We start from the raw sequence: 13913 nt of genomic DNA on the forward strand, positions 1-13913 counted from the left end.
GCATGAAAATCAACGTCCATGGCTTTCGCGCAATTGCTCTCGCCACCAGCTCGGTTCTGACCCTTGGATTAGCAAGTCCGGCGCTGGCCCAAATGGGTTTTTCGATCTCCGTCGACGGCACTCATGTAGCCGGCGATCCTGCACCCGCCGATCCGAAGCGCCAGGTCGACACAGCGCTCGACCGGATGGACATCCAGGTCACATTCGATGGACTTGATGCGGCCCCGAGCCTCAATGTGCTGCCGGTCGAACGCCAGTCTGTCTATCGCGTCGGTGAGGCGGTCAATTTCATGATCGATACCAATTATGCCGCCTGGATAGACCGCGCCGAGGTGCGCATACACGATGCGCAAAGCGATGCATTGCTGGCGGTGCTTCCGGGGCAGCCCGGACGAGAGATCGGTTGGTCAGTGCCGGGCGGAGGCGTTGGCGAGTTCTACTTTGTCGGTAGGGTCTATGACCGCGACGGCCGCTACGATCAGACAAAGCCATTGCCACTGCACCGCAGCGAGGTAGCTGCCGCGGTGGGTGAAGTGCTTCCTGTGTGGGGTGATGACCGCACGGCCGTCCGCAACATCTCCATCTATGGCGGGACTGTCACCGTGCACGGCACCAGCTTGCCGCCGGACGGTCGTGCCGTATTCCTTGGCGAAAGCGTGCCCGTGGACGCCACCGGCGCATTCGTCATCAAGCGCATTCTTCCGCCCGGCGATCACAGCCTCTCCATTGCTGTGGATGCGCCCAGTGGTCAGGCGGTGGTGTTCAACCGTGACATCAACATCCCGACTGATGAATGGTTCTATGTGGGCATGGCCGATCTCACAGTGGGCAAGCGGTGGAGCGACGGCGATATCGTGGCGGCCAAGCCCGGCGAGTTCGACAGCCTCTATGCCAAGGGGCGAGCGGCCTTTTACCTCAAGGGCAAGATCAAGGGCGAGTATCTGCTGACGGCTTCTGGCGATACGGGGGAGGGGCCGCTCGACCAGATGTTTACCGGCATCCTGTCGACCGATCCGCAGGCCGTGCTGCGCCGCATTGATCCGGACCAGTACTATCCCGTCTATGGCGATGACTCTGCTCTGGTGGACGATGCGCCCACGCGCGGCAAGCTCTATGTGCGGCTCGAACGCGGGCCGAACAGCGTGATGTGGGGCAACTTCCGTACCGTTGTCGGCAACAGCGACCTGCTGCGCACCGAGCGGGTGCTCTATGGGGCCGCCGCACAAGTTGAGTCAGAAAAGGTGACGCCGAATGGCGCCCCGGTCTACCAAGCCAGCCTCTATGCTGCCCAGCCGGGCACCCTGCCAGCTAGGGACGTGCTCCGCGGCACTGGCGGCTCAGCCTATGTGCTCCGCCGACAGGATATCGTGCCGGGGTCGGAAACGATCACTATCGAGCACCGCGACGCGGTGACTGGCCTCGTCATCTCGACGACGCGCCTGCGCCCGGGGGTGGATTATTCGATCAACTATATGCAAGGCGTCGTTATCCTCGCCCGGCCCCTCAGTTCCAGCCAGCGATCTGACAGTGCCGTGCAGTCATCTAGCAACGATGTGGTAAATGTCGTGGCTCAATACGAATTCAGCCCCCCCAATGCCGAACTCGACGAGTTCGCCTATGGTGGAAGCGGCACTGTGCGGCTGGGCGACATAGTCACCTTCGGCGCTGTCGGCATGAGAGAAAAGACGGAGGACGACCAGGACTTGCGGGTCTATGGAGCCAATGTCCGCGTTGCGCCGACAGAGCAGACCTATCTTGAAGCGGAGCTTCTGCGCAGCGAGGGTACAGCGGCCTCAAGCTGGCTCTCGACGGATGGGGGCCTGACCTATGTGCAGCAGCCCGCCGCGACCCCTGCGGCGGGGGCGTACGCCTACCGCATTCACGGTCAGGCGGCGCTCGACGATCTGCTCCAGGACACGTTCAAAGCCGTTGCAGGCTTCACCCTGGAAGGCAGACAGGCCGGGTTCTCAACCGGCGACCTGCAGGCGCAGCACGATACGCTGGTGTTCAACGGTTTCGTTGATGCCGAGATCACCCCAGATCTCGCCATAGCTCTCGACTTCGACCACATCAGCAATGCTACCGGGGCGCGCCGCGACGAGCTGGCTGCCGAAGTGGTTTACACGCTTCAGCAGGATCTGACCGTCAGTCTGGGCCTCTTGCATCGCAATGGGTTTGCCCCAGGTGGTCCGCCTGGCACCAGCGGTCATCGGACCGATTTTGGCACCCGCATTGCCTACAGCCCCAACGATGATCTCACCGTCTACGGCTTTGGCCAGGCAACGCTCATGCACAGCCTTGGTTATGGGCGCAATGATCGCGTCGGCGCGGGCGCCGACGTCAAGCTTGGCACGGACTGGACGCTTTATGGCGAGGCTTCGGTTGGCTCCACAGGTCCCCAGGCGGTGGCGGGGCTCAGCTACGAGGCCGAACCCGGCAAGCGCTCGTATCTGGGCATACGGGTCCTGAGCGAGACCCGCGACGACTTCTTCATGCAAAAGCGGTCCGTCAGCGGGCTGATACTTGGCACGGAGCAGCGGATCAACGAGGCTCTCTCGGTGCATGCGGAGAACAGCTACGGGCTGTTTTCCGACGCCGGTACCACAACAGCCCTCTATGGCGTCAACTTCAAGCCTGACGCGCTTTGGACCGGTTCAGCCACCTATGAGACCGGACATATCGCAGATGATTTCGGCTCCGACTTTGAGCGGCACGCCATATCGGTGGGTCTTGGATACCAGGATGATGGCGTCGATTGGAGCAGTCGAGGTGAGTTGCGGCTTGAAGACTCTGCCGATGGCTCCAGGGATCGGGTGACCGCGCTGCTGCAGTCGGGCGTTTCGGTTCAAACCAGCGACGACTGGCGGGTTCTGGCTGGGGTGGACGGGTTGTTCAGCCGCTCGGATCAAAACGCCATTCTAGACGGGGACTATGTTGAAGCAACTATCGGCGCTGCCTATCGACCGGTGAACCATGATCGCCTGAACGCAATCTTCCGCTATACCTACCTCTACGATCTTCCCGGTCCCGACCAGGTGTCGCGTGGCGGAAGCGTGCTCGGGCCTGCGCAGCGCAGCCATATCCTCAGTGTTGATGCCAATTACGACCTGACACCTACCTTAACTGTAGGGGCGAAATACGGCCTGCGGATCGGCGAGGTCTCGAGATCCAGGGCCGTTGAAGACTTCGCAGCATCGACGGTACACCTTGGGGTAATCAGGGCGGACCTTGAAGTGCTGGAAGACTGGAGCGTGATGCTTGAGGCGCGGGCTCTCTACCAGCAGGAAACCGCGACCACCGATCTGGGTGCCCTTGCCGCGGTCTCCTACGATATCAGTGACGAAGTGACACTTGGTGTCGGCTACAATTTCGGACGTTTCACCGATGACCTTAGCGACCTGACGTTCGACGATCAGGGGGTGTTCCTAAATATGACCGCGAAATTCTAGTGAAGTGATCACCAAGCCTGCCATCGAGCAGCACGATGGCTCATGTGACGGCCTTGGGATAGTGAGGGCGCTTGGCCTCTCGACGAACGTCTGCTTACTGGCTAGATCAACCAGGAGCAGCCGGTCTGCAACCCACCCCTAACCTGCCCTTCCAGCTACCAACCGACGGCCGACTTATCTCGTCGCCAATCGGCCCCGCCTCCCCCGCTCTAGCCACCTTCGCTCGCGCGCGTTTTTTTATAGGCGGGAAAAAATCTGCGCGTGAGGGGGACGCGGGTCTAGGAAGCGACAGGGTGTGGAGTTTTGACACCCCCCCGCCCCTATGCTTTGATCCTCTCAGGAGGACCTCATGTCTGAGACCACTATCCGAATTTACTTCCGCGATGCAGCCGGTCACACCGAAGATGGGAAACTAGACATGTCGCTAAAGGACTTCGGTGGCGTGGTCCCATCGCTGGGAGACACAATCTTGAACCCGGGAGTACCCACGAGTCTGGATCGACAAGATCCTACAAGCCGTGACGTGTGGACGGTGGTCGAACGAGTTTTCAATCCTAGAGACCAGCAGGACTACATTGCACTTGTCGTCACCTACCGCGGAGGAACCCTCACGGACACTTGGATCTAAGATCAGCCTCGTTGAGTCGAGTTCCTTCGTTGTCACAGGGCTGGGGATCGCTCATCCTGCGAGCAGGCTGCAGTCTTAAACATTCCAGACAGGCTAACTTTGATGTCCCGCTACGTCGTTGAACCCTCCGAACTGACTCAAGAAGCAATCAGAGTCCGCATCTACCCGGGGCAGCTTGGGCCCGTGGCGATGTTGCACCGCGCTGGCCCAGCTACCGAGGGAGCTGAGTATCTCTTCGTATCAGAAGGCGCTTTCCCCGTTCCTGCTCAACTAGCAGTCGCCGAAAAGATTGCTCAACGCAGTGGTTGCGAGGTGTTCATCCGGCTAGAGGGAGTTGAATGGGATGCGGACTGGGGTGAACTCACCGCTTAGCTCTTCCACCAGACGAGATGTGACCAGCGTAAAAATGGTTCGCGGGTGGTGATAACTGCGACTAGCCATCGATCGGACGGAAAGCTCTGAGGCCGCAAGGTAGTCAAATCTGGTGGCGGTCCTGCGCCGCTGCGCTACCTTGCCACCTCTATAAAGGAGGTGGCGCAAGTAGCGCAGGTAGCGCACTGATGGCCGAAGCGCCACCTGCGTCACCTGTTTGCGCTACTTCGACAAGGTGGCGCATCACGGGCAATCTTCAGCAGACGCAACGACATAAGGGCTCATGTGTCGGTTTGCCCCAGCTCGCCTCTCGATAAGTAGCGCGCCGTTCTTGATCCACTCCTTGAGAAGAGCTCGAATCTTGGCTTTGTCCGCAGGGTCATAGGGATCCATCCCGAGTACTTCGGCGACCGCAAAGCCCGCCCAGTTCGACGCCTGTGAGCTCTCCTTCCATTCTCCCACCTTGATCTTTGCCTGGACCTTGGGGAGGTGGGACGCATTTACGCTGTCGAACGGGTCAGGCCACGACCACGTCGTCACGACACCCACTTCGTCGCTGGCATCGTCTCCGCCATTCCCTAGGCTGACGCTTTCCAACTGGTACCACTCAGACTGTTCCGCCGGCGGTGCCAAGTTGGCCTTATCGTTGTAGGTGCGGAAGTGGAGCCGGTGATTGCCCACTCCTGCCCTCTCGCCTTCCTCCCGTGTCATCCGGTTGATTGCGCGCACTGAGCGACACCCATCAGTCAGCGCCTTAGCCCCACGCGAGCTCTCGGCCGTTACCTCGACATCTCCGGACATCTTTCTGGTGTGATGGACAAGATGGATGGCGCAGTTGCCTGCCTCCGCCACCTTGCCCCACTGCTTGACGACCAGGTCCATCGCCGCGTTGTCGTTCTCGCTGACGGCGTGGCTTGAAACGAACGGATCGACTACGACGCAGTCCAGGCGATGTGTGCGGATCTGTTCGATGATGGAGTCCACAACTGGGGCGCAGATCAGCGCAAAGTTGCCCTTAGCTTCAGCGATAACAAACTCCTGCTCGCGACCGCTGTCCACGTACAACCGGTCGCCCACATCATCAGGGACTAGGCCATAGTGCAGCGCCGCCGCCTGGATCTGGCGCGTGGTCTCCTCTCGAGGGTCTTCAAGGTTCAGATACCAGACCTTGAGCTTGCCGGCTTTCGGCAGAGTGTGACCGAGCAGGTCCTTGGCCGAGACCATTGCCAGTGACTCGGCGATGCCGAGCGACGTTTTGCCGACGCCACCCGGCGCCACGGTAGCGCTGACGAACTTGCGCAGCAGGTGCCGGCCGTAGAGCCACTTTCGTGTAGGGATGGCGGCTGGTGGTGTCCAGACATACGGCGTCGCCACAACCGGCTTGCGTCCCGTGGGTGCAGCCGACCTGACAGGCTGATCCCCTGGCTCGTAGACATCGTAACCCTGGGACACGGCCGCGCCGCTCACGCTGCCCTCGGTACAACGACTTTGCCTTTGGGAATGACCATGCTGATGATCTGATGAAGTTCCTGTGCGTGCCGCTGGTCAGCTGCTGCGACTGCCCCCTCCAGTTCGAACAGCAGTCTGGCCGCGAGAACTGGCCGCACCACAGCCGCGCCACGGCACCCTGCCTTCAGCCACTCCAAAGGCGTTCGGTGCATCTGAAGCGGCTTTCCGCCGTAATAGGAGGCGGGGTTGAACGCCTCCCATAGCCCGAGGATCGGCGCTCGGCCGAACATCGTCATGACGTGCTTTGGGCGATCGACCGGCCAGGCCACCAGGTCGATGACTGTCTCACCGTCTTCAGCGTAAGCCTCACAGATGAAGGCTTGTATCATCTCGCTAGGCGCGTCGAAGTCGAAGCGCCCACTTCCGCAGTCTACCACCGGTACGATCCCCATAGCACCCGCGAAACCGCTTATGCGGCCGAGTTCGAGCCCGTGGTGACAGACGTAGTGGATGAATTCAGGGTGGGCGTCGGCGCGATCGTAGAACTCCTCCCGCGCAGCGAGCAGCACATTGTCGATACTTATCATCGAGCGCCCTCCCCGCTGCCGCTAGCGGTTGGGCCAATAGGGTGCAATTGAGCGCCTTCGTACGCTTCCACGTCTTCCAGACGATAGCAGACGCGGCCGCCGATCTTGATGTAGCTGGGGCCGTCGTTCTGCCAGCGCCACCGCTCAAGAGTACGGGGGCTGATGTTCCAGCGACATGCAAGCTGGCGTTGGTCCAAGTGCTGAGTAGTCATGTTTGTTTCCTCAGGTTCGGGATTGAACCTGAGCGAAACCGTGCTTGTTTAGGACGTTAGAGTGCCAGCCAGAGGCGGCGCAAGAGCACGGAAGACCAAGTAAGAGCGGAAGCGCCATGGCTCTTACGTATGTCTTACCCCTCTCTTACGATGTGGTCAAAAGCTGCTGCTGGCTGCTGTGGTACCGCTAGCAATCGGCAATTGCCATCAAACCTCTCAACATAGTGCTGAAGGGTTGGCCAATTCGGACTGCCGGTAAATGCCTTCGGGATGGTATCGGCATTCGAGCCCGCCTTTGAAAGCACCCTTGCGGTTTTCAGCGCATTAGGAAACGCCTCAACCAGCTGCCGGATGATCTCCTGCTGAATTTCACCGGTGAGGCGCCAGCTCGCTGATCCTATCCGCAAGCACACCAGGTCTTCACTGAGTGAGATTTCTGGTGCTTCCTGGTCAGCTTCCGGCATATGATCAGCGGCCGAGTTTGCTCTGCTGTGGGTCAACCCGTACACGCGCGACGCCCAAACGTTCTCCTGTATCTTGATGTCTGAAAGCTCCAAGGCACCGACTGAGGCTGACGCATGAGTGACATCGATCCGCAGGATCTCCCATATGTCAAACGAGATGCGCTCCCGCTGACTGCTGATTGTTATCGGCTTCTGGAAGGCCGTAGCTATCAGGCACCCATCGCGGATGTCGTCATCGATCGACCTGAGCAGTTGTTCCTGCTTTTTGGGTCTTAGTCTCAGTACCTCGTCATCACTCAAGCTGGCGTTTTGGTCCAGCCACGCTGCCAGCTCCGGATCACCATACCGGTGCAGTGCCTCTGCGAGCCTATAGGCTGTAGCGCGTGGGAAAAGCTCAAACATTCACAACCTCCGTCACCAGAACATATAGGCAACGATAACGGTCGTGGAGTCTTTTTCGCGCGTTTTCTCAGCTCTGCGCCATGAGACTTTTGTAGCCGCAAAACTACGCTAAGTATCTGATTTATTTGTGTTTTTTGGTAGCAAGCAGCATCATGCTTCCCACAGGAGGCAACAGATGAACCCGCTGCACCCCAACAGAATGGCAGCTCAGGAGCGGCTCACCGAAGTGGCGGAAATCCTATCGCTCGGTTTGATGCGCCTGCACTCGGCACAGTCAACCGAACTCTCTCCGAAGTCAGCAGATGCTGGAGTGGATAGATGTGGCGCAGCACGCATGTGTGTGCCGGACGATCAATCCAGAGACCATGCATGAGCCCAGCTGCAACCATGATTAGACCGACAGACGACGGGCGGCGTGAGAGCGTTCTGCGCCAGATTGCCGAGCTCAAGACGCTGTCCATTATCGAGCTCAAGACCAAGTGGCGCACGTTGTTCGGCACCGAGCCGCCACCCTACAACCGCAAGTTCCTCGAGAGCCGTCTCACCTACCGAATCCAGGAGCTTGTCTATGGTGGGCTCAAGCCAGAGACCATCCGGCGCTTGGAAGAGCTTGGCGAAGAGCTGGATGGTGGCAAAGCAGTGGTGCGGAAACGCTCAGCCAATCTCTTACCAATCGCTGGCACGCGGCTGCTGCGGGAGTGGCAGGGCATTGAGCACACGGTTACCGTTACCGACAAGGGCTTTGACTACTGCGGTCAGCCCTACCAATCCCTCTCGGCCATCGCCCGGCGGATCACCGGCACCCGCTGGAATGGCTGGACCTTTTTCGGCCTCAAGAACCAGAGGAGCAAGGCATGAACTCTCAAGTGCCGATCCGCCGGCTGCGGTGTGCCGTCTACACCCGCAAGAGCTCCGAGGAGGGTTTGGACATGGCCTTCAACTCGCTCGATGCGCAGCGGGAGGCATGCCATGCCTACATTGCCAGCCAAAAGCCTGAAGGCTGGATCCCGGTGCGGGATGACTATGATGATGGTGGCTTCTCGGGAGGCAACCTCGACCGCCCTGCCCTCAGGCGCCTGATGAAGGACATCGAGGACGGCTTGGTCGACGTTGTAGTCGTCTACAAGATCGACCGCCTCTCCCGCTCCCTCTTGGACTTCTCCAAGCTGGTGGATGTGTTCGACAAGCACGGCGTGACCTTCGTCTCCGTCACCCAGTCGTTCAACACCACGACCTCCATGGGACGGCTGACGCTCAACATTCTCCTATCCTTTGCCCAATTTGAACGAGAGGTCATCGGAGAGCGCGTGCGGGACAAGGTGGCAGCCTCGCGCAAGAAGGGCATGTGGATGGGTGGGAATGTACCGCTAGGCTATCGGGTGGAGAACCGGAAGCTCCTCATTGATGAGGCTGAGGCAGCGATCGTCAGAACAGTATTCGAGCGGTTCCTCAAGCTGGGCTCGGCCACACTGCTGGCGCAGGAGCTGCAGCAACAAAATGTGCGAACGCGATCTGGCAAGCTCCTCGACAAGGGGGTGCTGTACAAGATGATGAGCAACCGCGTGTATATTGGAGACGCGGTCCATAAAGGCACTGCCTATCGGGGCGAGCATCAGGCCATCATTTCCCGCGAGCTTTGGGACAAAGTACACTCGATCATGGCCGAAGGGCCGCGCATCCGCGCCTGCAAGACCAGGGCACAGACCCCTGCTTTGCTCAAGGGACTTTTGTTCGCACCGAACGGCCTCGCCATGACGCCGACGCACACTAGGCGCCGCGGCAAGCTCTATCGGTACTACGTGACCACTTCGGTGCTCAAGCTGTCGCCAGACACATGCCCCATCCGCCGCATCGCAGCTGCTGAGATTGAAGGCGCCGTCATCGATCAAATGCGAGCTGTTCTAAGGAGCCCGGAAATCGTGGCAGAAACTACGGCGATGGCACAACGGCAGAATGCAGACCTGAGTGACGACACCGTTCGCGAGGCGCTCCAGCGGTTCGTTGCCCTTTGGGATGAACTCTTCCCGGCGGAGCAGACGCGGATCATACAGTTGCTGGTTGAGCGCGTGGACCTGAGCACTAAGGGCGCCACCATTCATATCCGGCGCGAGGGGCTGAGCGGCTTGTTGGACGAACTGCCCGCTGAAGCGCACGCAAGGAAGGCAGCATGAGCATCAGGGCAAATGAAACGCAGCCTAGCGCCACTGTTTCCATCACCGTGCCACTGACCATCCGAAAGCGCGGTGGCCGAAAGCTGGTGCTCTCGCCTGCTGGCGGCGAGATCACCGCCCCAACCCGGCAACGGATCGACAATACCCTCGTCAAAGCACTCGCTAGGGCGTTTAGATGGCGGAAGCTTCTCGAGACCGGGGTCTATGCAACAGTCGCCGAAATGGCTGATGCTGAGAAGATCAACCGCTCATACGTCAGCCGTGTGCTCCGAATCTCGCTCCTGCCGCCCGCTGTCGTCGAACGCCTCCTCAATGGGCGACAGAGCGAGACGCTGACACTTCAAGATCTTATGCGCGACCGTCCTATTTTGTGGGAAGATGTCAGTCTAGGAAGCCCCGCTGCCTCGCCCTAATCACCTCTGGGCTTACCATCGATGGCCGAGGTTGCTCAGTTGACCACCATCTCGTTTGCAGCGATCGCTAGATCGATCTGCTCTTCAATCTCGTCGAATACGACGGCGATCAGGAGCTCCCGCTCGCCATCCGTCTCTCCCGCATCTGCTTCCACTTTGACTGTGAACGATCTCAGCGCATGATCGCTGCGCAGGCTGAACCCTGAGCGGAACTCGATGAAGCCATGCTCGCTCCAAAGGTCCACCATGAAGGTCTCGAGGTACTGAACGTATCGCTCGGTAAGCTGTGCGCTCAGCCGGTCCACTAGATCTTTCATAAGGCGCTCCTCACCCAGCCCGTCGAAGTAATCCCCGCCCCTGCCGGCGCCATTACTCTGTTGGCGCAGCAAGGAGATGACAATGAAAATGAACCGGGAAACCAGACGAACAGTGGCTCAGTTCCTCAATGCACTCGCAGTCGCGGTGCTGGTCGCAGGCGTCATCGGGCCGTTGAGCCTTGGGGTAGCGACCGCACCCACAGCGGTCATCGCGATGTTCGTCGGAGCAACTCTGCACGCTCTGGCGCTGTTCACGTCGGTGAGCTGATCCGAGGCAGATGGTCAGCCGTGGCGGTCAGCGCGACAAGCAGGAACCTGCCTGCTAGCGCATAGGAGGAAAGCTTGGGAGCATTCCAAAACGTAGATGTCAGCTCAGACGATGTGTGGGGGAGCTTCACTTGGGCCGAACGCCCAGTCTGTTCCTGTGGACGCTTAGCCGAGGCAGTCGAGCAGAAGCTGGTCTTCGTCAGTACAAGCCTGGTCGGAGAAGGTGAGCAGCCTGGCAATCTGTTCTACATGCTCCCTGTCAGCGGAGACGGGTTCTTCGCCCTCAACGAGGGGGTGGCGATTTTCCGCTGCCCCTGGTGCGGCGACCCAATCAATGGCAGGCGCCGCAACAATCCGACCTAGAGCAGCTCAGACTCTCCCTTGCAGGCAGGGCTTCGTACGACCCGCGACTGCAAAGGGGCCCCGGCAGCAGAATGGCTGCTTTTCTACCGACAAGTGAAGTATCGGACACGAGGCAACCACAACGGACGCCCCAGAGGGCGCGAAATCGAAGCTCGCTTCCGTCTGAGTATTGGGGTGGGTAAAATCAACCCGTCCATTGGGGCTACAGTCGCAAGAACTTGCATTTTCTGGACTGTTGTCCCCAAACGCTCACACTCTGAACTCTCGCGACATGCATACGCTAGCGCATACCCTCACGAACGGATGGCTTGTCTCGACGTATAGCAGACCTGCCCGAGCATCTACACTCATTTGGCTACGACTCTTGCCCCCCTAGGGGGGACTTGACCTCCGATCGTACGTAACTTGATCCGTCGAACGATTCACCCAGAAAGCGTTCCGAGCGGTACATGTATATCTTCCATCAATAATTGGCGGTCTGCTACATTATTCTTCACGCGTAAACGGCACCTCATCCGACCCAAAACCTTTGACTGCATCGAAGGACATGCGACGAATATCTTTTTCAGAATAGTTGTATTTTTCGCAAATCCTATTCATTCTTTCGAAGTTTGTCTCTAGCAGGCGCGCCACTTTCATTGGGTTCATCTGAACATTTACGACGCTCCTGCCCTTGATGAAATCCCTCCCAACTGCCTTGCCTTCGCACATCGCCGCAAATACCCGCGCAACCAAAAGTTTGGCGCCTCGGTTCTGCAAAGAAAGAACCAAGGAACCGCAGCGGACTCGGTAGCCTTAATCCACTTCTTCATTTGATGTATCTGCCAGATCTCTCGAAGGTCATCATCGTAGAGAGACGATAAAGCTCCAGCTTACCTTGCGACTTAATGGCAATGGTCGCAGGCAGTCTACAATCGCGTAGCAAAGTGGCTTCGAGCACTTGGCCTGATCCCGGACCGGGTATCTCCCAACCATGGATGGCGTCATCGCTTCAAAACGCTGGCTCGTGAAGCAAGCCTTAATCCTCGAGTAGTTGACGCAATTCAGGGCCACACTGGTCGCAGGCTTCTGACGGGTACGGTGACGTGACACTGCGAGCCAAAAAGGCGGCGATTGAAAGGCTAGTATCATACAAGCTGTAGGTGGCCGCACTGGGCCGCATTCGCACGGCACGGACATTTCTGCTTCGCGGCCATTGACGACACTGCCGCCCTTCACCACAAGCGGACGCGTGGCCGCAATCAATAAACCGGGCCAGGTGCTTGACGGTGTGCTCCGCAACCCCTGCCCTGCCCCACAGGCACTTGCGGCTAAACTTCTGACCTTCGAGAGGGGGGCGTCGTCACATCGAAGTCGGACGGCGACTGCTGAGGTGGAGCATTACGCGGGTTCAGGAAAGGGCGCGGTAGCTTGAGTTCTTAGTGGTGCCCGTAAGGAACGATCCTGTCGAACTCCGCTTCAGTTGCCCACCCCGTTGTAGACCACAGCTAAGGCCGAAGCAGACTTCATCGGTCCGCCCAGCCCATGGGCCTATCGCAAAGGGGCCGCTGGCTATAGTCGAACGGTGCACGAAGCCGGAAAGCAACGATCAGCCCTTTGGTCCGCGCTCCGGAGACCGAATAGGGCGATCGTCGTCGGGTGTCGCGAAGAACTTCATTATCGGTGCGGAGTGGGCCTGCCGGATGTCCGGTAGTCGTCGGTGCGGTCGAGCATTGTTGTCTCTAGCAGGAAAACTCAATTGATAACTGAGGAAACGTATCGAAAGCTACAGCCTCAGCTTGTTCGGCACTATTTTCTGTGGCTATCTGACGGCACGCGCATCAAGGGGGCGGGCATTGTCTGAGGGCGCAGAGGGCGGAAGTGGCGTGGGTCGGTCGCATGTCGAGCCCGCATTAATGAGCTCGGGCGGCCTCAAGGTCTTCCGGGCTATCCGGCAGGAAGACATCCTGGCCGTGCGCGACATTGCCCTCGAGTATCACGCCGAGAGCCGATACGCGCATATTCCGTTTTCGGAACGCAAGTTCATCCGCGTCTTCTCCAAGGCCATCAGCAGTCCCAACGACACGCTTGCCCTCTATGTGCAGCACAACGGCAGGACGGTTGGCATGCTCAATGCCGGCGCCGGCGATTACTATCTTGGCGAGGGCGGAAGGATGGTCACCGTCTATGCGCTTTATGTCTCCAAACCCATACGCGCCACGACGCTGGGCGGTCGGATCACCATCAAGCTACTCCGAATATTGAACGAGTGGGCCAGGGCACAGCTTGCCGAGGAAGTGCACGTGCATGTGACTTCAGGAGTGGAGCCGGAGCGCACGGACCGACTTCTGCGGCGGCTTGGTTATCGGACGTATGGGGGGAACTACTATGGTGAAACGAATTGATGGGTGGAGGTCAATATTCAATTTTGCGCGCCACCTCTCGGCCTCAGCTGGCACTTTAACTGCCGTCTGCTTCCCTGCATCCGCGTTATCTAGCGAATATACTCTACCGATAGGGAAGTGTGACGCCAGCGTTATTCATACTACAATAGCGCATAATGACTGGAACTCACTCCCCATTTCTATAGAAAAACTAGAGCTAATTCTTAGGTCATACGAAAGCTGCACCGGAACATTTCAGAGCAAGGTGCAAGCAATGCAGTGGACGCCTATTAATTACGAATGGAGCGTCACATTTTCCGTTAGTGACCATCTAGACGGTTGTGTTTACGTGGACGCAACTAAAGATACAAAAGGCCTGGCAATCTCCAACGTGTTGGAGAAAGCGATCCTGTGCTTCCAACATGGAAGCATCGTTGTTCAAACTGCAACCTGGAA

At 58.7% G+C, this 13913-nt stretch carries 12 protein-coding genes; 6 read left to right on the forward strand and 6 right to left on the reverse strand.

The window, feature by feature from the left end; translation table 11 throughout:
* Positions 1 to 2 precede the first annotated feature (2 nt).
* Positions 3 to 3449: a TonB-dependent receptor gene (locus VIL88_RS12645; protein ID WP_331989373.1), complete on the forward strand. Its 3447-nt coding sequence runs from the start codon at positions 3 to 5 to the stop codon at positions 3447 to 3449.
* Positions 3450 to 4692: 1243 nt separating this feature from the next.
* On the opposite strand, the gene VIL88_RS12650 is transcribed toward VIL88_RS12645, so the two are convergent.
* From VIL88_RS12650 to VIL88_RS12665, 4 genes are all read right to left on the reverse strand, one after another.
* Positions 4693 to 5916, reverse strand: coding sequence for an AAA family ATPase (locus VIL88_RS12650; RefSeq protein ID WP_331989375.1), 1224 nt, complete (start codon positions 5914 to 5916; stop codon positions 4693 to 4695).
* On the reverse strand, positions 5913 to 6485 hold the full coding sequence (locus VIL88_RS12655) for a hypothetical protein (RefSeq protein WP_331989377.1): 573 nt from the start codon (positions 6483 to 6485) through the stop codon (positions 5913 to 5915). Before VIL88_RS12655 ends, VIL88_RS12650 begins: the two co-directional genes overlap by 4 nt.
* Positions 6482 to 6697: a helix-turn-helix transcriptional regulator gene (locus VIL88_RS12660; RefSeq protein ID WP_331989379.1), complete on the reverse strand. Its 216-nt coding sequence runs from the start codon at positions 6695 to 6697 to the stop codon at positions 6482 to 6484. The genes VIL88_RS12655 and VIL88_RS12660 overlap by 4 nt, the downstream gene beginning before the upstream one ends.
* Before the next feature lie 134 nt (positions 6698 to 6831).
* Positions 6832 to 7563, reverse strand: a complete 732-nt coding sequence (locus VIL88_RS12665; protein WP_331989381.1) for a hypothetical protein — start codon at positions 7561 to 7563, stop codon at positions 6832 to 6834.
* A gap of 369 nt (positions 7564 to 7932) precedes the next feature.
* Between VIL88_RS12665 and VIL88_RS12670 the strand changes: the two genes are divergently transcribed.
* From VIL88_RS12670 to VIL88_RS12680, 3 genes are read left to right on the forward strand one after another with little or no spacing between them, the layout of a single operon-like run.
* A complete protein-coding gene (locus VIL88_RS12670) occupies positions 7933 to 8421 on the forward strand; it encodes a DUF2924 domain-containing protein (RefSeq protein WP_331989383.1) in 489 nt (162 codons plus the stop codon).
* A complete protein-coding gene (locus VIL88_RS12675; RefSeq protein WP_331989385.1) occupies positions 8418 to 9734 on the forward strand; it encodes a recombinase family protein in 1317 nt (438 codons plus the stop codon). The genes VIL88_RS12670 and VIL88_RS12675 overlap by 4 nt, the downstream gene beginning before the upstream one ends.
* Positions 9731 to 10147, forward strand: a complete 417-nt coding sequence (locus VIL88_RS12680; RefSeq protein WP_331989387.1) for a hypothetical protein — start codon at positions 9731 to 9733, stop codon at positions 10145 to 10147. Before VIL88_RS12675 ends, VIL88_RS12680 begins: the two co-directional genes overlap by 4 nt.
* Positions 10148 to 10182: 35 nt before the next feature.
* Here the strand turns inward: VIL88_RS12680 and VIL88_RS12685 are convergent, their stop codons facing one another.
* Positions 10183 to 10464, reverse strand: coding sequence for a hypothetical protein (locus VIL88_RS12685; protein WP_331989389.1), 282 nt, complete (start codon positions 10462 to 10464; stop codon positions 10183 to 10185).
* Positions 10465 to 10546: 82 nt separating this feature from the next.
* Between VIL88_RS12685 and VIL88_RS12690 the strand changes: the two genes are divergently transcribed.
* The gene (locus tag VIL88_RS12690) at positions 10547 to 10732 is read left to right on the forward strand and encodes a hypothetical protein (protein ID WP_331989391.1); all 186 of its coding nucleotides are present in this window, start codon (positions 10547 to 10549) and stop codon (positions 10730 to 10732) included.
* Positions 10733 to 11580: 848 nt separating this feature from the next.
* Here the strand turns inward: VIL88_RS12690 and VIL88_RS12695 are convergent.
* Complete coding sequence (locus tag VIL88_RS12695) at positions 11581 to 11865, reverse strand: hypothetical protein (RefSeq protein ID WP_331989393.1); 285 nt, start codon at positions 11863 to 11865, stop codon at positions 11581 to 11583.
* A 1124-nt stretch (positions 11866 to 12989) separates the two neighbouring features.
* Between VIL88_RS12695 and VIL88_RS12700 the strand changes: the two genes are divergently transcribed.
* Entirely contained in the window at positions 12990 to 13478 is a 489-nt protein-coding gene (locus VIL88_RS12700; protein ID WP_331989395.1) for a hypothetical protein, read from the forward strand.
* Positions 13479 to 13913: the final 435 nt, after the last annotated feature.

It is taken from the genome of Devosia sp., assembly GCF_036563435.1.
Classification (GTDB): Bacteria; Pseudomonadota; Alphaproteobacteria; order Rhizobiales; family Devosiaceae; genus Devosia.

What these genes read in the sequence shown, in the direction of transcription:
- VIL88_RS12680 (WP_331989387.1), top strand. Translation starts at nt 9,731, where the DNA reads ATGAGCATCAGGGCAAATGAAACGCAGCCTAGCGCCACTGTTTCCATC.
- VIL88_RS12685 (WP_331989389.1), bottom strand. Translation starts at nt 10,464, where the DNA reads ATGAAAGATCTAGTGGACCGGCTGAGCGCACAGCTTACCGAGCGATAC.
- VIL88_RS12700 (WP_331989395.1), top strand. Translation starts at nt 12,990, where the DNA reads ATGAGCTCGGGCGGCCTCAAGGTCTTCCGGGCTATCCGGCAGGAAGAC.
- VIL88_RS12645 (WP_331989373.1), top strand. Translation starts at nt 3, where the DNA reads ATGAAAATCAACGTCCATGGCTTTCGCGCAATTGCTCTCGCCACCAGC.
- VIL88_RS12665 (WP_331989381.1), bottom strand. Translation starts at nt 7,563, where the DNA reads ATGTTTGAGCTTTTCCCACGCGCTACAGCCTATAGGCTCGCAGAGGCA.
- VIL88_RS12675 (WP_331989385.1), top strand. Translation starts at nt 8,418, where the DNA reads ATGAACTCTCAAGTGCCGATCCGCCGGCTGCGGTGTGCCGTCTACACC.
- VIL88_RS12690 (WP_331989391.1), top strand. Translation starts at nt 10,547, where the DNA reads ATGAAAATGAACCGGGAAACCAGACGAACAGTGGCTCAGTTCCTCAAT.
- VIL88_RS12655 (WP_331989377.1), bottom strand. Translation starts at nt 6,485, where the DNA reads ATGATAAGTATCGACAATGTGCTGCTCGCTGCGCGGGAGGAGTTCTAC.
- VIL88_RS12660 (WP_331989379.1), bottom strand. Translation starts at nt 6,697, where the DNA reads ATGACTACTCAGCACTTGGACCAACGCCAGCTTGCATGTCGCTGGAAC.
- VIL88_RS12670 (WP_331989383.1), top strand. Translation starts at nt 7,933, where the DNA reads ATGAGCCCAGCTGCAACCATGATTAGACCGACAGACGACGGGCGGCGT.